At 66.1% G+C, this 18,428-nt stretch carries 18 protein-coding genes and 1 riboswitch; of the genes, 11 read left to right on the forward strand and 7 right to left on the reverse strand.

All coding sequences use genetic code 11. The features are described 5' to 3' along the window. Positions 1–90: 90 nt before the first annotated feature. A riboswitch (glycine riboswitch) is annotated at positions 91–187 on the reverse strand. Between the two features lie 244 nt (positions 188–431). Beyond that, on the reverse strand, positions 432–1,112 hold the full coding sequence (locus ACRYLO_RS09775) for a hypothetical protein (RefSeq protein WP_482661714.1): 681 nt from the start codon (positions 1,110–1,112) through the stop codon (positions 432–434). Between the two features lie 108 nt (positions 1,113–1,220). Here ACRYLO_RS09775 and ispH point away from each other — a divergent pair, with 108 nt between their 5' ends. The 3 genes from ispH to rnhA all read left to right on the forward strand — a co-directional run bounded on the left by ispH (position 1,221) and on the right by rnhA (position 3,702). Then, a complete protein-coding gene (gene ispH, locus ACRYLO_RS09780; protein ID WP_482659973.1) occupies positions 1,221–2,174 on the forward strand; it encodes a 4-hydroxy-3-methylbut-2-enyl diphosphate reductase in 954 nt (317 codons plus the stop codon). A gap of 95 nt (positions 2,175–2,269) precedes the next feature. Continuing rightward, positions 2,270–3,265: a homoserine kinase gene (gene thrB, locus ACRYLO_RS09785; RefSeq protein WP_482659974.1), complete on the forward strand. Its 996-nt coding sequence runs from the start codon at positions 2,270–2,272 to the stop codon at positions 3,263–3,265. Next, positions 3,262–3,702 (forward strand): ribonuclease HI, encoded by a 441-nt coding sequence (gene rnhA / locus ACRYLO_RS09790; RefSeq protein ID WP_482659975.1) that lies wholly within the window; start codon positions 3,262–3,264, stop codon positions 3,700–3,702. Before thrB ends, rnhA begins: the two co-directional genes overlap by 4 nt. Positions 3,703–3,712: 10 nt before the next feature. Here rnhA and ACRYLO_RS09795 read toward each other — a convergent pair whose 3' ends face one another. The 4 genes from ACRYLO_RS09795 to ACRYLO_RS09810 all read right to left on the reverse strand — a co-directional run bounded on the left by ACRYLO_RS09795 (position 3,713) and on the right by ACRYLO_RS09810 (position 7,041). Beyond that, complete coding sequence (locus ACRYLO_RS09795) at positions 3,713–4,690, reverse strand: sulfite exporter TauE/SafE family protein (protein ID WP_482659976.1); 978 nt, start codon at positions 4,688–4,690, stop codon at positions 3,713–3,715. A 72-nt stretch (positions 4,691–4,762) separates the two neighbouring features. Continuing rightward, the gene (locus ACRYLO_RS09800) at positions 4,763–4,933 is read right to left on the reverse strand and encodes a YegP family protein (protein ID WP_482659977.1); all 171 of its coding nucleotides are present in this window, start codon (positions 4,931–4,933) and stop codon (positions 4,763–4,765) included. Positions 4,934–4,993: 60 nt separating this feature from the next. After that, positions 4,994–6,100 carry an NAD(P)/FAD-dependent oxidoreductase gene (locus tag ACRYLO_RS09805; protein WP_482659978.1) on the reverse strand — a complete coding sequence of 369 codons (1,107 nt, stop codon included), beginning with the start codon at positions 6,098–6,100 and terminating at the stop codon, positions 4,994–4,996. Further along, positions 6,097–7,041 (reverse strand): alpha/beta fold hydrolase, encoded by a 945-nt coding sequence (locus ACRYLO_RS09810; protein WP_482659979.1) that lies wholly within the window; start codon positions 7,039–7,041, stop codon positions 6,097–6,099. The genes ACRYLO_RS09805 and ACRYLO_RS09810 overlap by 4 nt, the downstream gene beginning before the upstream one ends. 50 nt (positions 7,042–7,091) lie before the next feature. Here ACRYLO_RS09810 and ACRYLO_RS09815 point away from each other — a divergent pair, with 50 nt between their 5' ends. From ACRYLO_RS09815 to ACRYLO_RS09850, 8 genes are all read left to right on the forward strand, one after another. Beyond that, complete coding sequence (locus ACRYLO_RS09815) at positions 7,092–7,562, forward strand: A24 family peptidase (RefSeq protein ID WP_482659980.1); 471 nt, start codon at positions 7,092–7,094, stop codon at positions 7,560–7,562. 50 nt (positions 7,563–7,612) lie between these two features. After that, the gene (cpaB, locus tag ACRYLO_RS09820) at positions 7,613–8,656 is read left to right on the forward strand and encodes a Flp pilus assembly protein CpaB (protein WP_294018014.1); all 1,044 of its coding nucleotides are present in this window, start codon (positions 7,613–7,615) and stop codon (positions 8,654–8,656) included. 1 nt (position 8,657) lies between these two features. Beyond that, complete coding sequence (locus tag ACRYLO_RS09825; protein ID WP_482659981.1) at positions 8,658–10,307, forward strand: type II and III secretion system protein family protein; 1,650 nt, start codon at positions 8,658–8,660, stop codon at positions 10,305–10,307. An 18-nt stretch (positions 10,308–10,325) separates the two neighbouring features. Next, on the forward strand, positions 10,326–10,964 hold the full coding sequence (locus tag ACRYLO_RS09830) for a CpaD family pilus assembly protein (RefSeq protein ID WP_482659982.1): 639 nt from the start codon (positions 10,326–10,328) through the stop codon (positions 10,962–10,964). Continuing rightward, positions 10,961–12,244 carry a CpaE/TadZ family protein gene (locus tag ACRYLO_RS09835; protein WP_482659983.1) on the forward strand — a complete coding sequence of 428 codons (1,284 nt, stop codon included), beginning with the start codon at positions 10,961–10,963 and terminating at the stop codon, positions 12,242–12,244. The genes ACRYLO_RS09830 and ACRYLO_RS09835 overlap by 4 nt, the downstream gene beginning before the upstream one ends. 45 nt (positions 12,245–12,289) lie before the next feature. Continuing rightward, on the forward strand, positions 12,290–13,267 hold the full coding sequence (locus ACRYLO_RS09840) for a type II secretion system F family protein (RefSeq protein ID WP_482659984.1): 978 nt from the start codon (positions 12,290–12,292) through the stop codon (positions 13,265–13,267). A 4-nt stretch (positions 13,268–13,271) separates the two neighbouring features. Next, entirely contained in the window at positions 13,272–14,270 is a 999-nt protein-coding gene (locus ACRYLO_RS09845) for a type II secretion system F family protein (RefSeq protein WP_294018008.1), read from the forward strand. 87 nt (positions 14,271–14,357) lie between these two features. After that, a complete protein-coding gene (locus tag ACRYLO_RS09850; RefSeq protein WP_482659985.1) occupies positions 14,358–15,005 on the forward strand; it encodes a hypothetical protein in 648 nt (215 codons plus the stop codon). A 9-nt stretch (positions 15,006–15,014) separates the two neighbouring features. Here the strand turns inward: ACRYLO_RS09850 and ACRYLO_RS09855 are convergent, their stop codons facing one another. Both ACRYLO_RS09855 and ppdK read right to left on the reverse strand, forming a co-directional pair. Next, positions 15,015–15,557 carry a chorismate--pyruvate lyase family protein gene (locus tag ACRYLO_RS09855; RefSeq protein WP_482661715.1) on the reverse strand — a complete coding sequence of 181 codons (543 nt, stop codon included), beginning with the start codon at positions 15,555–15,557 and terminating at the stop codon, positions 15,015–15,017. Positions 15,558–15,562: 5 nt separating this feature from the next. Next, the gene (gene ppdK / locus ACRYLO_RS09860) at positions 15,563–18,226 is read right to left on the reverse strand and encodes a pyruvate, phosphate dikinase (RefSeq protein ID WP_482659986.1); all 2,664 of its coding nucleotides are present in this window, start codon (positions 18,224–18,226) and stop codon (positions 15,563–15,565) included. Positions 18,227–18,428: the final 202 nt, after the last annotated feature.

An 18,428-nucleotide genomic window follows, 5' to 3' on the forward strand; every position in this document is an offset into this window, starting at 1 on the left:
GGGAACCTGAGAGCTTTGATCCCGGAGCGTGTCCGGGACTTACCCCTTCGGTGGCTCACACCTGACGGAGCGAGCGCTTTCCAGAGTGTCGTGGCCCGCGCGGTCCCTGGTGCCTGAGAGATTCCGGGGCGGTTGCTCCTTCGGCGTTCCGGGTCCGGGGACCCGCAAACTCTCCCGCGCGTGCCTTCACCGGTTGCCCGATGCCGACGCCATGGGAATGCTGCGCCGCACAGTCCGAGTCAATCGCGAAGTTGGGAATTCATCCGGGCCTGCCTTCAATCCTCCCCCGCCAGGGGGAGGTGGCACGCGCAGCGTGACGGAGGGGGAGGAAGGGGTTCGGTCTGAACCGAAGGGACACACCCGTCCTCCCCCTCCGTCGCCTTTGGCGACACCTCCCGCTGGCGGGGGAGGATTGGTTTGAGTCCGCCGTCTTAACGCGTCGCGTTATACTTCAGCTGCGCGTCGGTGAGCTGGAATCCGACCAGCGCCTCGAACGTAGCGCGCAACACGGCCTGGCGCACTTCGGGGCGCGCCAGCGGGTCGAGCGCCGCGGTCTCGTCCCCCGCCTTGCGCTTCGCCAGGATCTGGCGGCGGATATCGTCGGGCAGCGTCGCGGCAGCGCGAGAGACATAGGCGTTGGCAGTACCGCTCGCCTGCGCGCGCGCCTGACCCGGTTCGAATCGCAGCGTCACTTGCGCCACGCGCTTCGACACGACCGCGGTGCCGCCCTGAACGACGGTAACGAAATAGGGCAAGGTCACCTCGCGCGCGCCCTCGGTCGAGCGGCGGCTGGCCTGCACCTCGAACGCGATGTCGCTGCGGATCATCTCGCCGCTGTCGTCGCAACTCGACGTGACGTTGGTCATCGTCGCGGTCACGTCGATCGCGCTCGCCGCCGTGCTGTCGGCGGGATTGAACAGGGTGATGTCGCCGGTCCCGGCCGGCACGCCGACGCGTGGGCAGGCGGAGCGAACCGCGGTGATGCCGCCCTCGGCAATGTCGCCCTCACGGGAGCAGGCGGCAAGCGCCAGCGGAATCGATGCGGCAAGCGCGAGTTTGCGAACGTTCAACTGGGGCACCTTTCCCGAACAAGACATGCCCGCCTCCCCCATCTCTGGCGGACCCGGCGCGGCGGCGGGCACCATAGGCAGCGCTTTGCCTTCCCGCAACGGCCATCCCGCGCCTTTCCCGCCGCGCGCGGATCGCGTAAGGCGACTGCGATGACCGACACCCAAAAGCCCGTCCTCGAACTCCTCATCGCCGCGCCGCGCGGCTTTTGCGCCGGAGTCGACCGCGCGATCCAGATCGTCGAACGCGCGATCGAACTGCACGGTGCGCCGGTCTATGTCCGCCATGAAATCGTCCACAATAAATATGTCGTGGACACGCTGCGCGCGAAGGGCGCGATCTTCGTCGATGAGCTCGATCAGGTACCGGACGGGGTGCATGTCGTCTTCTCCGCACATGGCGTCCCCAAATCGGTCCCCGCCGCCGCGCAGGATCGCGGCCTGTCCTATTTCGATGCCACCTGCCCGCTGGTGTCCAAGGTGCATCGCCAGGCCGAACGGCTGGTCGCCGCCGGCCGCCACATCCTGTTCATCGGCCATACCGGTCACCCCGAGGTGATCGGCACCTTTGGTCAGGTGCCCGACGGCGCAATGACGCTGATCGAAACCGAAGAGGATGCCGAAACGATCGCGCCGGCCGAGCCGGGTAACCTCGCCTTCCTCACCCAGACGACATTGTCGGTCGACGACACCGCGTCGATCCTGGGCATTCTTCAGCGGCGCTTCCCCGATATCGTTGCGCCCAAGGCAGACGATATCTGCTACGCCACATCGAACCGGCAGGCGGCAGTGCGTGCCATCGCCGGGTCGTGCGATCTGGTGCTGGTGATCGGCGCGCCCAACTCGTCCAACTCGCTGCGCCTTGCCGAAGTGGCCGAGCGCGAGGGGACGACGTCGAAGCTGATCCAGCGCGCCGACGATCTCGATTTCGACTGGCTGGCGGGGATCGGCACGCTTGGCATTACTGCCGGCGCTTCGGCGCCCGAAGTGCTGGTGCGCGAAGTGATCGACCGCATCGCCACCCGCTATGCCGTGACCGAACGCATGGTCGAGACGGCGCAGGAAACGATCACGTTCAAGCTGCCCAAGGGGCTCGAGGCGGCGTAGTCCACCATCCGTTTGCCCTGAGCTTGTCGAAGGGCCGTCTTTTCCTTTAGCGGCACGGCACGCGCTTCGACAGGCTCAGCGCGAACGGAGGAATGGTGGCAGTCTACACACAGGTCCCGGCCGAATCGCTCGCCGCGTTCCTCGCCCGCTATGACGTCGGCGACCTGGTCTCGGCCAAGGGCATTGCCGAGGGCGTGGAGAACAGCAATTATCTGGTCGACACGACCAAGGGCCGCTTCATCCTGACGCTCTACGAAAAGCGCGTCGATGCGGGCGACCTGCCCTATTTCATGGACCTGCTCGCGCATCTCGATGCCAAGGGGCTGAAGGTGCCGCCCGCGATCCGCGACCGCGACGGCATGGCGATCCAGACGCTCGAAGGCCGCCCAGCGTGCTTGATCAAGTTCCTGTCGGGCGTGTCCGTGTCCCACCCGACCCCGGCTCAGGCGTTTGCGGCAGGCAGCGCGCTCGGACAGATGCACCGCGCAGTCGAGGATTTCCCCTTGGACCGGGTGAATTCGATGGGCGCGCAGACTTGGGCAGCCCTGTTCGAGCGATGCGGGCGCCACCTCGACCAGATCGAGCCAGGTCTCTACGATCGCGTAAGCGAGGCGCTGGAAAGCGTGCTGTCGCGCTGGCCCGAAAATTTGCCCACCAGCGCCATTCATGCGGATTTGTTTCCCGACAATGTGCTGATGCTGGGCGACGAGGTCACGGGTCTGATCGATTTCTATTTCGCGAGCACCGATATCCGCGCCTATGATCTGGCGGTCATGCATGGCGCTTGGGCATTCGACGCATCCGGCACGGAGTTCATGCCAGCAGTCGGCAAAGCGCTTATCGATGGTTACGACCGCTCGTTTGGATTGAGCGATGCCGAACGCGCCGCCCTGCCAGTTCTGGCGCAGGGTGCGGCACTCCGTTTTCTGTTAAGCCGCGCTTGGGACTGGCTGAATACACCCGCAGGGGCGATGGTCACGCGAAAGGACCCGCTCGCCTACCTAAAGCGCTACGACTATTATCGAACCTTTGACCCGGCTGTGACCTTCATCGTCGGCGAATCGAGCACAGCGGATCCCTTCTCAAAATGACCGAACTCCCCCTCGTCGAAATCGCCACCGATGGCGCGTGCAAGGGTAATCCCGGGCGCGGCGGTTGGGGCGTGCTGCTGCGCGCGGGGACGGTCGAGAAGGAATTGTCGGGCGGAGAGGCGCACACCACCAACAACCGCATGGAGCTGATGGCGGCGATTCAGGGGCTGAAGGCGCTCAACAAGCCATGCCGCGTCAAGCTGTCGACCGACAGCCGCTATGTGATGGACGGCCTGACCAAGTGGATCAAAGGCTGGCAGCGCAACGGCTGGAAGACCGCCGACCGCAAGCCGGTCAAGAACAGCGACCTGTGGATCGAACTGCTCGACGCCGCCAAACCGCACCGCATCGAATGGCTATGGGTCAAGGGCCATGCCGGCCACCCCGACAATGAACGCGCGGACCAGCTGGCGAGCGACGCGGCGCTGCGGGCCTGAGGCGCGCCGGTCAACCGAGTCCAGGAGCCCACCGCTGCCGCGTCATGCGGGCCAGCGACAACCAGAAGATCGCGAACAGCACCACGCTGAATCCGCCCGACCAGGCGAGCTTTTCCCAGCTTGGGTTCTTCAGATTGAAATAGCCGAGCTGGAAGATGTTGAGCGCGACGATGCCGCGCAGCATCCATTCGACGTTGAGCTTATGCAGGATGTAGCTGCCGAACGGCGCCATGAACAACACCACCGGATAGGCACACAGCCAGGTGCGTACCTGATAATCGTTGATGTCGCCGTCCCAGAAGAAGCGATAGGCGTAACCCAGGATGCTGATCGCCGCCATGACCATGATGCTCATGTGCGTCGCCACCTTCTCGTCCATGCGAAAGCGCGTGACCAGCATCGTGTACAGCACGATATCGGCCCCGGTCCCGAACAGGCTCGCGCACATGCCGCCCGCGATGAGGACGCCGACCAGCAGCGCATGATCGCCAACGCCGCTTGGCTGGAGCACCAGCCGGTCGCCGCGATGCGTGCTGGACACATAGGCCAGCGCGAAGGTCATGATCAGGCTGAGGAACAAGGCCTGGATGATGAACACCGGGATCGTCTGCAACAGCGCCATGCCGAGCACGAAGCCCAGGAAGCTGACTGGAATCATCCACAGCAAGGGGCGATAGGTCGCCAGCCGACGGCCCTTGCGCGACAGGATCCAGATGCTCGCGCTGGTCATCCCGACCGACTGGATCATCAGGCTGAAGTCGCGCGCCATTTCGCGCTTGATGTCGAAAAATACGCTGAGGACGGGGAACGCCACAGCGCCCCCGCCCTCCGGCGTCAGACCCGCGACAAAGGCGCCCAGCACCATGATCGCCGGATAATGCCAATGGTCAAGCAGGAACGGGATCGAGCTGAGCGTGGCGAACAATAGCAGCCACAACAACATCATGCCGGCATACCAGCCGCGGAATATCCGGCTTTCGAAAAACATCCCCGCCCCTTATGCCGCGCCAGCCATCGTATCGCGCTACATCACTGTCGCAGCATTATTCGGCCCGCAATGTCAGTCCTCGATCGGCGCGCCCGGACCGTTCTTCAGGATCGATTCGATCGCATTCTTCGCCGACGCCTTGCTCGAATAGCCCTCGGTCCAGAAGATGATCTCGTTGTTATACTTGAACTTGGCGACATATTCGCCGGCCTTGTTCTGCTCGATCACGAACTTGTGGGCCATCTTCTGCTCCTTCGTTGCGAAGTCCGAACGATAGCAAAGCCGCGCCGCCCGTCCAGCGATTCAGCCGCGAAACCGGCGGATCGAATAGCGTTCGGGGTCGAGATGCGCGACCATCGGGTCGAGCGCGCTACCCAGCAGCATCGCCGCCGCAAGCTTCGAGGCGGCGGGTGCGGTCTGGATGCCGAAACCGCCCTGCCCGGCGCACCAGAACAGCCCCGGCACGGCGGGATCAAAGCCATAGACCGGCTTGCGGTCGGGCGCGAAGGTGCGCAGGCCCGCCCAGCGCCGCTCCAGCGCCGCGACGCGCCAGTCCACCGCGCTGGCCAGCTTGTCGATCGCGATCGCAACATCGATCTCTTCCGGCGCGGCGTCGCACGGGTCGGTCGGGATTTCGTCGTGCGGCGACAGCCAGATGCGCCCGCCGGACTCGGGCTTGAAGTAAAACCGCTCATGCGCGTCACGCACCAGCGGCAGGTTCATCGGTGCGGGCGGATCGACGCGCAGCTGCACCATCGTGCGGCGCAGCGGGGCAATTCCCGTCGGCGGCGCGCCGGCCAGCAGCCCGATTGGCTCGGCCCAGGCCCCGGCGGCGTTGACCAGCACATCGGCGGCAAATACCCCCGCGCGCGTCTCGATGCGCCAGGCCCCGTCGCGCGACAGTGCGGTGACCGCAGCATCGCACACCAGTTCCGCCCCATCGCGCCGCGCCGCCGCGAGATAGGCACCGTGGAGTGCTGCCACATCGATGTCGCAACAGCTGACATCGTACAGCGCCTCGGTCCATTCGGGCCGGATGCCAGGGCAATATTGCGCGGGATCGACATCGTCGAGCACCACGCCCGCCTCGGCAAAGGCGGCAACGAAACCATCGAGGACGTGACGATCTTCCCGTCGCGCGATGAACAACTCGCCGCGCGGAGACAGGAAGCTGTGCGACCCCATCCGCTCCGGCGGATGGTGCAGGAAGTCGCCCGACGCCGTCACCAGCGGCTGGATATTCGGCCCGCCATAGGTTTCGGACCAGAATGCCGCCGACCGCCCGGTGGCGTGATAGCCGGGCTGTGCCTCCGCCTCGAGGATGAGGACGCTGGCGTGCGGTGCGATCTCGGCGGCAAGACCTGCCCCGGCGATGCCTGCGCCGACCACCGCCACATCATAATGCTTCATCCGCGCCGCGCCCGGGCTTCCAGGAACAGGTCGATCTCACCGATCGCGCGGTTCCGCACCTTGTCCGCCTCGCGCAGGATCTCATGCGCGCTTTCCTTGCCGAAACGCACCACCCGCGCGTCGGGCAGCTTGGCAACCTGCGCCAGCGCCGCCTTGGCATCGACCAGCCCGTCATGTTCGGCGATCAGCGCCAGCACCGGCACGTCCATCCGCTTGAGCGCCGGATTGGTGCGCAGTTCGCGCGTCGACCGGAACGCCTCGATCACCCATTTCCAGCTCGGCGGACCGGTGACGTTGCCGGGATTGGCCTGCTGCCACCAGATTTCGTCCTGATAGCGATCGGTGTCGTGGGTCAGCAGCGATTCGCGCGTGTCGGTGGTGTAGGGCCGCTCGTTCGATTTCCATGCAGGGCGCGCCGAATTCCCAACGCCGCCCAGCAATCGCGCCAGCCGCTCGCCCAGCGCCGCGCCGAACGGCCCCTTCAGCCCCAGCATCGGCGCGATCAGCACGGCGGCGTCGGGCCGCGCCGCGCCCTCGACCAGCCCGCGCAGCACCAGATGCCCGCCCATCGAATGGCCCATGATGACATGCGGCCCGGGCGTCGCCGCCATCCATTCGCTCACGAAATCGCGGAAATCGGCGATATATTGGGCGAAATCCTCGATATGCCCGCAATTGCCGGCATCGGTCAGCCGCCCCGATCCGCCCTGCCCGCGCCAGTCGAACGAGGTGATCGTCCAGCCGCGCTCCTGCCAATGGGCAAAACTCTCCAGATATTTCTCGAACACATCGCCGCGCCCGCCCTGGAATAGGATCGACCCGCGCGGCGTGCCGCTGGCTGGCCAGGCGAAGCAGCGCAGCACCCATCCGTCACGGGCGGTCCAGTTGGTGACGCTGGCGCCGGCGGGGATCCCGCGGCGATCGATCTGGGAAACGGTCATGGGCGCTGGTTACGGTTTGGAAAGCCCTCCCGTCTAGGACTGTAATTGCGATGGGGGAATTTGCGCCTGTAATTCTGCTGGGCCTGCTGGTCCTGATCCTGGTTTCGGCCGGGATCGAGGATGCACGCATCCGCGAAATCTCGAACTGGAAGAATGCGGCGATCGCGCTGCTGGCGCTGCCGTGGTGGTTCGCGATGGGGCTCAGCCCCTGGCCCGACATGGCGATCCAGCTGGGCGTTGCCCTCGGCGTGTTCGCGCTGTTCGCTGCGGCATTCCAGTTCGGCATGATGGGCGGTGGCGACGTCAAGATGATTGCCGCCATCGCTCTATGGTTCCCGTTCGACAAGCTGGTCAGCCTGATCGTGATCATGTCGCTGGCCGGGGGCGCGATCACATTGGTCATGCTGGTCGAAAAATGGATCCGCAGGCGCAGCGAACAACCCGAGATTCCGTATGGCATCGCCATCGCCATCGCCGCGCTGCTCACACTTCGCGAACCGATTTTTAACCCCTTCTTGTGATGCTTAACGCCGGTGCAACCCGGTCGGACATTGAAAAGGCCTGAGACGTCATGGATGGACGGAAGATCATATTGCTGGTCGGCGCGCTGATCGTCGCGGCGATCACCGCGTTCATGGCGCGCAGCCTGATGACGGGATCGCCCGCGCCGATCGCCGGTGCGGCACCTGTTCCGGGTCAGCCCGCGCCGGTCGACGCCGTCGAAGTGCTGGTGGCGACCAAGGCACTGCCCGTCGGCACCATCCTCGGCCCCGATTCGATTAAGTTCGTCGCCTGGCCCAAGGATCTGGTCGAGGGTGCCTATTTCAAGAAAGAGGACACCGACCTCGGCAAGCTTCAGGGCACCGTAGTCCGCTTCGCGATTCCCGCCGGTCAGCCGCTGACCCAGGGCGCGGTAGTCAAACCGGGCGACCGTGGTTTCCTCGCCGCCGCACTCGCACCGGGCATGCGCGCGGTGACCGTGCCGGTTTCGGCGCAGGCCGCCGTTGCCGGCTTCATTTTCCCGGGCGACCGGGTCGACCTCATCCTGACCCAGACGGTTGCAGGCGGCGGCGATGGCCCGCCACTCAAGGCGTCGGAAACGGTGCTGCGCAATCTGCGCGTGCTCGCCACCGACCAGCGCACCGACAAGCAGCAGGACGATCAGGGCAAGACCGTCGTCGCCACCTATTCGACCGTGACGGTCGAAGCGACGCCGCGGATCGCGGAAAAGATCGCGGTTGCACAGACGCTTGGCACGCTGTCGCTGTCGCTGCGCTCGATCGCGGACAATAGCAGCGAGCTGGAACAGGCAATCGCCTCGGGCGAGATCACGATGCCCGAAGGCAATGATCCCAAAGCGGAAAAGGCGATGATCGCGCGGCTCGCGTCGCGCCCGGCCGAGGGTGGATCGACCTTCTCGACCGGTGCCGATGTCTCGCGCTTCCAGCGCAGCACGGTGCCCGGAAAGGCGCGCGATGACGATGCGCTGCCGGGCGCACCCGCGCCTGTAGCAGGAGGCACCTATCCGGGCGCGGCAGCAGCCGGTCAGGGACCGGTGGTCAAGATTTCACGGGGCAATTCGGTCACGGTCGTCCCGGTTGGGGGGAAGAATTGAGATGCGTGTGAGGGGAAACAAGCTCGGCGGAGCGCTCGCGGCAGTTGCCGTGCTGGCGATGCCGGCGGCAACGCTTCCGGCGCCGGTGCTGGCGCAGACGGTCCATGCCGCACCGCGCGAGACGGTTCAGATCGCGACCGGCCGCGGGCGTCTGGTCACGCTCACCGCGCCCATGTCCGACATCTTCGTCGCCGACTCGAACGTCGCCGACGTTCAGGTGCGCTCGCCGACCCAGCTGTGGGTGTTCGGCAAAAAGGCGGGTGAGACGACCGTCTATGCGACGACCAAGACGGGCAAGGTGATCTATTCATCGACCATCCGCGTCGGCAACAATTTCGACAGCGTGCAGGGGATGCTCGAAACGGCAATGCCCGAATCGGACATCACCGCGACAACGATGAACGGCTTCGTGCTGCTCACCGGCACCGTCGCCGCGCCGCAGGACGCCGCCGAAGCCGAGCGGCTGGCGCAGGCCTTTGTCGGCGATGAAACCAAGGTGCTGTCGCGCCTCAAGACCGCAACCCCGCTGCAGGTGAACCTTCAGGTCCGCATTTCGGAAGTGAGCCGCAGCTTCGCCAAGAATATCGGCAGCAACTTCACCACGCTCGACGGGACGGGCGGGTTCAAGTTCGGCATCGGCAGCGGGCGTCAGCCCGCGACGACCTGGACTAACGATCCCCGCCTTCCGCTCGGTGTGGGAGGCACGGTCACCGGTTACACGATCGACCCGATCACCGGCACGCTAGTTCAGGCGCCGGGCACGGCGGTCACGCCGGGACCGGGACGCACCACGATCGGCGGGCTCGGCAAGCTGTTCGGGCTCGACATCCTCGGCGCGCTCGACCTTGGCGAAACCAATGGTCAGGTGTCGACGCTGGCCAATCCGAACCTGACCGCCCTGTCGGGCGAGACCGGATCGTTCCTCGCCGGCGGCGAAATCCCGATTCCGGTGAGCCAGGGGCTCGGCGCAGTCTCGGTCGAATATAAGCAATATGGCGTTAGCCTGGCTTACACCCCGACCGTGCTGGCCGATGGCCGCATCTCGCTGCGCGTCCGCCCGGAAGTGTCGCAGCTGTCGGCGGCAGGATCGGTGACCATCGGCGGGGTGCAGATCCCGGCGCTCACCACCCGCCGCGCGGAAACGACGGTCGAGCTGGGGTCGGGCCAGAGCCTGATGATCGCCGGCCTGCTCCAGAATTCGCACGACAATTCGATCGACCAGACCCCGGGGCTGGGCAACGTGCCCGTACTCGGCGCGCTGTTCCGCTCGAACGGGTTCAAGCGTAACGAGACCGAATTGGTGATCGTGATCACCCCCTATTTGGTCAAGCCGGTCGACGGCAATCAGATCGCGCTGCCGACCGACGGCTATAAAGCGCCCGACGATGCCGAACGCGTGTTGCTCGGCCGTCTCGGCGGATCGAACCGGGACGGCAAGCGCCCGACGCCGCAAATGGCCCCGCCGGTGGGTGCGGAGCCGGCGCTCGGAGCAACCACGCCCGTCCAGCCCGGCCCACAACCACGTCCGGAACCGGTCCAGCCGATCGCTACCCCGGCGCAGCAGCCGGCACCCAAGGGCGACAGCAAAGACAGCTCAAAAGATAGGCGCAAGCGTGGTGCGGCCCCCGCACCGGGTTTCGGATTCAATTGATCGCGGCGAGGAACGACCATGTCGAAGCGTAATACGATCCTCTTTCTGACCGCTGCGGCCAGCCTGTTGTCCGCATGCGGCGCAGGCAGCGCACCGGGCCTCGAATCGGCCAACCAGCCGGTCGTCGCCCGAACCGATTATGTGTTCGATGCGGCCACCGATGGCAGCTATCTGGCATCGGGTGAGCAGGCGCGGGTCGCCGGCTGGCTCGCTTCGCTGCGGCTTGGCTATGGCGACCGCGTCTATGTCGACGATCCCGGCAACACCGGTGCGTCGCGGCAGGTGGCGAGCGAAGCGGCGCGCTATGGCGTGCTGCTGTCCGGGCCCGCCCCGGTCACCGCCGGTGCGGTCCAGCCCGGCATGGTCCGCGTGATTGTCAGCCGAATGAAGGCCAGCGTCCCCGGCTGCCCCGATCGCCGCGACACCGGCGAAGGCAGCTTTGCGGGCAAGACCAGCTCGGGCTATGGCTGCGCGGTCAACGGCAACCTCGCCGCAATGGTCGCGCGGCCCGAGGATCTGGTGCGGGGTGAGCCCGGCTCTCCCACCGCCGATCCGGCCCAGATTACCAAATCGATCAAGGCACTGCGCGAGGCCGCTCCGACGGGCACCGGTGGTACCACGGTCAAATCCGAAGGCACGGGGGGAGGCGGACAGTGAACGCGCCCTTCAACCCCCAGCGCGCCGCCCATCGCGAGCCATTTGTCGCGTTCGTGTGCGACGAGACCACCGCCGAGGCGATCCGCCCGATCGCGATCGAACAGGGCTGGAACCCCGACAAGGTCAACAAGGGCGGCCTGCGCAACGCCGTGCAGACGCTGTCGGTCTCGGCCAGCCCGAACATCCTGTTCGTCGACCTGTCCGAAAGCGGCGATCCGCTCAACGACATCAACGCGCTTGCCGAAGTGTGCGAGCCGGGCACCGTCGTGATCGCGTCGGGCCAGGTCAATGACGTGCGCCTGTACCGCGACCTCGTCGCATCGGGCATTCAGGATTATCTGCTCAAGCCGCTCAACCCCGATGTGATGCGCGAAGCCTTCGTCCATGCGCAGGCGATGCTCAGCGCGCCAAAGCATGTCGATGCGTCGTCCGACCGTCCGCATTGCGCCGTCGCCGTGATCGGGACGCGCGGCGGCGTCGGTGCCTCCACATTGGCGACCTCGCTCGCCTGGTTGATGAGCGAGAAGAGCGACCGCACGACCGCGCTGCTCGACCTCGACGTGCATTTCGGCACCGGCGCACTGACGCTCGACCTGGAGCCCGGCCGCGGCCTGACCGACGCGATCGAAAACCCCAGCCGCATCGACGGACTGTTCATCGAACGCGCGATGGTCAAGGCGTCGGACAAGCTGTCGGTCCTGTCGGCCGAGGCCCCGATCAACTCGCCGGTGATGACCGATGGCGCGGCATTCTTCCAGTTGCAGGAAGAGATTCGCAGCGCGTTCGAATGCACGGTCGTCGATCTGCCGCGTTCGATGCTCGTCAACTACCCGCACCTCATCTCCGACGTGCAGGTGGCGGTGCTGGTGAGCGAACTGACCCTCGCCGCCGCGCGCGACGCGATCCGCATCATCAGCTGGTTCAAGTCGAACGCGCCGCACACGCAATTGATCATCGTCGCCAACCGCGTCCCCACGGGCGCGCTCGAGATCAGCCGCAAGGACTTTGAGGGCTCGATCGAGCGCAAGATCGACTATCTGATCCCGCTCGACACCAAGACCGCGGTGCAGGCCGCCAAGCTCGGCAAGCCGCTTGCTGAGGCGGGCAAGAACGTCAAGGCGCTCGCCCCGCTCGCCGAAATCGCCGCGCGCGTGATCGCAATCACCGACGCGGGTGAGGAAGGCCGCAGCGACAAGGCGAAGGGCAAGTCCAGCAAGGGCGGCTCGCTGCTCGGCAAGCTGACCAGTTCGATGAAGCTCGCCCGCAAGGCGAAGGCATAACCGGCGCCGGCTGCGGCCGGTGCCTAGTTCCGGAGGCGTAAAAGGGTGGAATTGCTCCCGATGATGATGCTGGCGGGCGGCACCTTCACGGTGCTGGCGCTGCTCATCCTCGCCTTTTCCGGGCCATCGGCAAAGAACGCCGGCGCGCGCCGGCTGACCTCGCTGCGCGACCGCCATGCCGGTGTCGTCGGCGCGGGCGCGGTCGAGGCGCAGCTGCGCCGCATCTCCACCGGTCGCGCGACCCGGATGGACAATGCGGCGGCGCGTCTGCTGCCCAACCCTGCCCAGCTCGGCAAACGACTGGCCATGACCGGCAAGAACTGGTCGGTCGGGCAATATGGGATGGCATCGGTTGGTATCGCCGTCGTGATCGCCGGTGCGCTGATGGTCCAGGGACTGCCCGTCGCACTCGCACTGCTGATCGGCGTCGTCGTCGGCGGCGGCGTCCCGCACATGGCAGTCGGCTTTCTGATCAGCCGCCGCATCGCCAAATTTACCGCCAAATTCCCCGACGCGATCGAACTGCTCGTGCGCGGCCTGCGCTCAGGCCTGCCGATCACCGAGACGATCGGCGTCGTCGGTGCCGAAGTCGATGGCCCGGTCGGCGAAGAATTCCGCTCGATCAGCGACAAGATGAAGATCGGCCGCACGCTCGATCAGGCGCTGCAGGAGACCGCCGATCGGCTCGGTACGCCCGAATTCCAGTTTTTCTGCATCACGATCGCGATCCAGCGTGAGACCGGCGGCAACCTCGCCGAAACGCTCGCCAACCTTGCCGAGGTGCTACGCAAGCGCAGCCAGATGAAGCTGAAGATCAAGGCGATGTCGTCCGAATCCAAGGCGTCGGCCTATATCATCGGCGCCCTGCCCTTCATCGTGTTCGGCATGATCTGGACGATCAATGACACCTATATGCAGGGCTTCTTCATCGATCCGCGGCTGATGGTCGCGGGTGGCGGCGGGATCATCTGGATGGGCATCGGGGCCTTCATCATGGCCAAGATGATCAATTTCGAGATCTGATGATATGATCACCACCCCCACCGGCCCCACTCTGCTCGGCGTCGACGTGTTCTACGTCGCGACGATCCTGGCCGGCATCGCCGCGTTCAGTGTGCTGCTCGCCATCTATGCTGCGGCATCGGTGCGCGACCCGATGGCCAAGCGCGTCAAGGCGCTCAACGAACGCCGCGAACAGTTAAAGGCCGGCATCACCGCGTCGACCAGCAAGCGCCGCGCCAAGCTGGTGCAGAAAAACGCGACGACCGACCGCATTCGCGACTTCCTGTCCTCGCTCAAGGTGCTGCAGGATTCGCAGGTCAAGACCGCACAGATCAAGCTGATGCAGGCCGGCATCCGGTCCAAGGACTATGCCGTCGCGGTCATTTTCGGCCGCCTGGTCCTGCCGATCGTGATCGGCGGGACGATGGTGTTCCTCGTCTACGGCACCGAAATGTTCTCGGACTGGACCCCGCTCAAGGCCTATGGCCTCGTCGCGGGCAGCGCGATCCTGAGCTACAAGGCGCCGGATATCTACCTCAAGAACAAGATCCAGAAGCGGTCCAGCGCGATTCGCAAGGGCATTCCGGACGCGCTCGACCTGCTGGTGATCTGTGCCGAAGCGGGACTCACCGTCGACGCCGCATTCGGCCGCGTCGCGCGCGAACTGGGCAAAGCCTATCCCGAACTTGGCGAGGAATTTTCGCTCACCGCGATCGAACTCGGCTTCCTCACCGATCGCCGCCAGGCCTTTGAAAATCTGGCGACGCGCATCGACCTCGATTCGGTCCGCGGGGTCGTCACGACGATGATCCAGACCGAGAAATACGGCACCCCGCTCGCCTCGGCGCTGCGCGTGCTGTCGGCGGAGTTCCGCAACGAACGCATGATGCGCGCCGAGGAAAAGGCCGCGCGCCTGCCCGCGATCATGACCGTGCCGCTGATTCTGTTCATTCTGCCGGTGCTGTTCGTCGTCATTCTGGGGCCCGCCGCCTGCTCGATCAACGACGCGTTGTTGACGGGTTGAACTTCCCGACGTCCGCCGATTCGGCGGGTGGCATTGAGCTTCCGCTTTGGTTAACCTGTTTCGAACGCGAAACGGGGAGACGCAACCATGTTGTTCACCACGCCCACGGAATGGGCGGCGCTCGGCTTTACGCTGATCGCCGGTTGGCTCTTTGGACTGGCCAGCAGTTCGGGCGGCAAGAAATGGAAACGCCAGCTTGAGGAAGCCGAGCTGAACTATGCCAGCGCACGCGACCGCGATGAGGGCGAATTGTGGAACGCCCAGATTCGCATCCGCGACCTTGAGCGCGAACTGCGCGACTCGCGGCCCGCGCCATCGGCTGCGCCGGTGGTCGCCGCCGCCGCCACAGCTGCCGCCGCGCCCACGCTGATCGAACGCGCGCACGAAGCCGCCGAGCAAAAGGCCGCCGCCGAACCCGCTCCCGCTCCGGAGCCCGAAGCCAGCTGGATCCCCGAAGGTCCGCCCCCGCCCCCGCTGCCGATGGGCACGGTCGAAGCGCAGCCGGTCGATCCCACCCCAGCGCCTGCCCCCGTGCAGGAGGAGGTCGCCCCGGCTTCACCCGTGGCCACCTTTCCAGCGGCAGAGAGCCCAGCGCCGGCAGCTGCGGGCGGAGCGGATTCAGCTGCGCCGGGAACGCATGATCAAGGCGAGCCAGCAGGAAGCGTGAGCGAAGCGCAGCCCAGCAATGACTGGCTGCCGCCGCATGTCCGGGCCGACCCGCGACCGCACGACTGAGGCGAAGGGTCAGTTTCCGCCCAGCAACACCTGCTGATAATGCTCGACCACGGCGGCGAGGGGGCGCCCCTCGCCGTCGAGGACGATGGCGCGATGGCGCAGGACGACGCCGCCTGGCGGCACCCGGCCGGGGCGCAGCTTCCAGGTCGAATAAGTCTCGCGCCGCGGCGATAATGGCAAAATCACGCGGCCGAACGGCACGTCGCTGCCATCGAGCGCCGCGTTCATCTCCGGCGTCAACCGGCTCGCGACATACCAATTGACCGCTTCCGACAGGACATGCGTCCCGCACATCAACCGCACGCGGCGATAGCCGAGCATCTCACCCTTGCCGACCTTCAGCCGCGTCCGCGCGGGCGAGGCGCTGGCGACCACGCGCCCGCGTTTCACCTCGGCCCGCACGCGCGGCGGATCGGCAAGGCCGAGCGCGGCGCAGCGCGCCTCCAGCACGCCGGTGGCAGTGCGGGCAGCCAACAGCTCGGCATTAAGGCGCTCGACCGGCGTCATCTGCGCGGCGGCGACGGCCTCGATCAGGATCGCGGCCAGCGCCATTGCACTCACCGCGCCCGCAACGCCGCCTGCGCCGCCGCCAGCCGCGCGATCGGCACGCGATAGGGCGAGGCGGAGACGTAATCGAGCCCGGTTTCCTCACAGAACGCAATCGAAGCGGGATCCCCGCCATGCTCGCCACAAATGCCGAGCTTGATATCTGGCCGGGTCGCCCGCCCACGTTCGGCGGCAATGCTGATCAGCTCGCCCACGCCCTCGACATCCAGGCTGACGAACGGATCGCGGGCGTAGATGCCCTTCTCCACATAAGTGGTCAGGAACCGCCCGGCATCGTCACGGCTGACGCCCAGCGTCGTTTGCGTAAGGTCATTGGTGCCGAAGCTGAAGAACTCACCGACCTCGGCAATGTCCCCGGCGCGCAATGCGGCGCGGGGCAGCTCGATCATCGTGCCGACGAGATAGTCGATCGTCCGCCCCTGTTCGGCGAACACCGCCTGCGCGGCGCGATCGACGACGGTCTTCATCAGCTCCAGCTCGCGCTTGGTGCCGACCAGCGGGATCATCACCTCCGGCACCGGTGCCGCGCCGGACTTCTCCGCGACGACGCACGCCGCCTCAAAGATCGCGCGCGCCTGCATCTCGTAGATTTCGGGATAGGTGACGCCGAGGCGACAGCCGCGATGGCCGAGCATCGGGTTGAACTCGTGCAGTTCGGCGGCGCGGCGGCGCAGCGTTTCGACATCGAGCCCGGCGGCCTTGGCCACTTCCTCGAACTCCGATTCCTCGTGCGGCAGGAATTCGTGCAGCGGCGGATCGAGCAGGCGGATGGTGCAGGGCAGCCCGACCATCACCTCGAAAATCTCTATGAAGTCGCTGCGCTGCTCGGGCAGCAATTTGTCGAGCGCGGCGCGGCGCCCGGCTTCGTCGCTCGCCAGGATCATCTGGCGCACTGCAGTGATGCGCGCCGCGTCGAAGAACATATGCTCCGTCCGGCACAGGCCAATGCCCTCCGCACCGAACTCACGCGCGGTGCGGCAGTCGAGCGGCGTTTCGGCGTTGGTGCGGACCTTCAGGCGACGGACCTCATCCGCCCACACCATCAGCGTGCCGAAATCCCCGGCCAGTTCGGGCTGGATCGTCGGGACGGCGCCCAGCATCACCTCGCCGGTCGAACCGTCGATCGTCAGCACCTCGCCCTCGCGCACCTCACGCGACCCGATGCGCATCACGCCCTCGGACGCCTTGATCGACAGCGTGCCAGCGCCGGAGACGCAGGGGCGGCCCATGCCGCGCGCGACCACCGCGGCATGGCTGGTCATGCCGCCACGCGCGGTCAGGATGCCCTTGGCCGCGTGCATGCCGTGAATGTCTTCCGGACTGGTCTCGACGCGGACGAGGATCACCGCCTCGCCATTGGCAGCGCGCTTCTCGGCCGTATCGCTGTCGAACACCGCGATGCCCGATGCTGCGCCGGGCGAAGCCGGAAGCCCCTTGGTCAGCACGTCGCGCGGCGCATTGGGGTCGAGCGTCGGGTGGAGCAACTGATCGAGCGCCGAGGGATCGACGCGCAGGATCGCCTCGTCACGGGTGATCAGCCCTTCATTGGCCATGTCGACCGCGATCTTCAGCGCCGCCTTCGCGGTGCGCTTGCCCGAGCGGGTCTGGAGCATCCACAATTTGCCGCGCTCGACCGTGAACTCGATATCCTGCATGTCGCGATAATGGCGCTCGAGCTGGTCGAACACGCGCGCCAGCTCGGCATAGGCCTCCGGCATCGCCTCTTCCATCGACAGCGGCTTGGCCCCGGCCCGCTCACGCGCCGCCCGTGTCAGATATTGCGGCGTACGGATGCCGGCGACGACGTCCTCGCCCTGCGCGTTGATCAGGAACTCGCCATAATAGGCGTTCTCGCCGGTCGCGGGGTCGCGGGTGAAGGCGACGCCGGTGGCCGAGGTGTCGCCCATATTGCCGAACACCATCGCCTGGACGTTGACCGCCGTGCCCCAGTCGCCGGGAATGTCGTTGAGGCGGCGATAGACCTTCGCGCGCTCCGACTGCCACGATCCGAACACCGCGCCGATCGCGCCCCATAGCTGGTCGTGCACATCCTGCGGGAACGGCTTGCCCCATAGTTCGACGACGATCGCCTTGTACTCCTCGACCAGCGTCTGCCAGTCGGCGGCGGTCATCTCGGTATCGAGGGTGTAGCCGCGATCCTCCTTGGCGATCTCCAGCGCTTCCTCGAACCGGCCATGATCGAGTTCGAGCACCACGTCGGAATACATCTGGATGAAGCGGCGATAGCTGTCCCACGCAAAGCGCGCGTCGCCGCTGATCGTCGCAAGGCCAACCACGGTGTCGTCATTGAGGCCAAGGTTGAGGACGGTGTCCATCATCCCCGGCATCGACACCCGCGCGCCCGAGCGGACCGAGACGAGCAGCGGGTCCGCCGCATCGCCGAAGATCTTGTCGGTCACCCCCTCGATATGGGTGATGCCGGTCGCGACCTCCGCCTTCAGGCTGTCGGGAAAGCTCTCGCCATTGTCGTAATAAAGCGCGCAGACCGGGGTCGAGATGGTGAAGCCGGGAGGGACCGGGAGGCCGATCGACGCCATCCCATCGAGGTTCGCGCCCTTGCCGCCGAGCAGGTTCTTGTCCCCCTGGCCGCCGTCGGAAACATTCCCGCCGAAGCGGTACACATAGCGAGTCATTCAAACCCCTTCCGTGACTTGGGCCGCGCCTACCGCAGGTGCGAACAAGGGGGAAGGGCTTGTCCCCCGTTGTCAGGGGGAAGAAATGCTACAGCGGTGTGAAATTTGCGGGTGGGGGGAGCGGAGTTTCGCAATCCTCCCCCGCCAGGGGGAGGTGGCACGCGCAGCGTGACGGAGGGGGAGGAAGGGTTGCCGCATGAGC

The sequence above is a fragment of the Sphingomonas sp. SDUR79 genome, assembly GCF_056821745.1.

Excerpts from the sequence above, each read along its gene's own strand:
- ACRYLO_RS09775 (WP_482661714.1), bottom strand. The coding sequence starts at position 1,112 with ATGGGGGAGGCGGGCATGTCTTGTTCGGGAAAGGTGCCCCAGTTGAAC.
- ispH (WP_482659973.1), top strand. The coding sequence starts at position 1,221 with ATGACCGACACCCAAAAGCCCGTCCTCGAACTCCTCATCGCCGCGCCG.
- rnhA (WP_482659975.1), top strand. The coding sequence starts at position 3,262 with ATGACCGAACTCCCCCTCGTCGAAATCGCCACCGATGGCGCGTGCAAG.
- ACRYLO_RS09795 (WP_482659976.1), bottom strand. The coding sequence starts at position 4,690 with ATGTTTTTCGAAAGCCGGATATTCCGCGGCTGGTATGCCGGCATGATG.
- ACRYLO_RS09800 (WP_482659977.1), bottom strand. The coding sequence starts at position 4,933 with ATGGCCCACAAGTTCGTGATCGAGCAGAACAAGGCCGGCGAATATGTC.
- ACRYLO_RS09805 (WP_482659978.1), bottom strand. The coding sequence starts at position 6,100 with ATGAAGCATTATGATGTGGCGGTGGTCGGCGCAGGCATCGCCGGGGCA.
- ACRYLO_RS09810 (WP_482659979.1), bottom strand. The coding sequence starts at position 7,041 with ATGACCGTTTCCCAGATCGATCGCCGCGGGATCCCCGCCGGCGCCAGC.
- ACRYLO_RS09815 (WP_482659980.1), top strand. The coding sequence starts at position 7,092 with ATGGGGGAATTTGCGCCTGTAATTCTGCTGGGCCTGCTGGTCCTGATC.
- cpaB (WP_294018014.1), top strand. The coding sequence starts at position 7,613 with ATGGATGGACGGAAGATCATATTGCTGGTCGGCGCGCTGATCGTCGCG.
- ACRYLO_RS09825 (WP_482659981.1), top strand. The coding sequence starts at position 8,658 with ATGCGTGTGAGGGGAAACAAGCTCGGCGGAGCGCTCGCGGCAGTTGCC.
- ACRYLO_RS09830 (WP_482659982.1), top strand. The coding sequence starts at position 10,326 with ATGTCGAAGCGTAATACGATCCTCTTTCTGACCGCTGCGGCCAGCCTG.
- ACRYLO_RS09845 (WP_294018008.1), top strand. The coding sequence starts at position 13,272 with ATGATCACCACCCCCACCGGCCCCACTCTGCTCGGCGTCGACGTGTTC.
- ACRYLO_RS09850 (WP_482659985.1), top strand. The coding sequence starts at position 14,358 with ATGTTGTTCACCACGCCCACGGAATGGGCGGCGCTCGGCTTTACGCTG.
- ACRYLO_RS09855 (WP_482661715.1), bottom strand. The coding sequence starts at position 15,557 with ATGGCGCTGGCCGCGATCCTGATCGAGGCCGTCGCCGCCGCGCAGATG.
- ppdK (WP_482659986.1), bottom strand. The coding sequence starts at position 18,226 with ATGACTCGCTATGTGTACCGCTTCGGCGGGAATGTTTCCGACGGCGGC.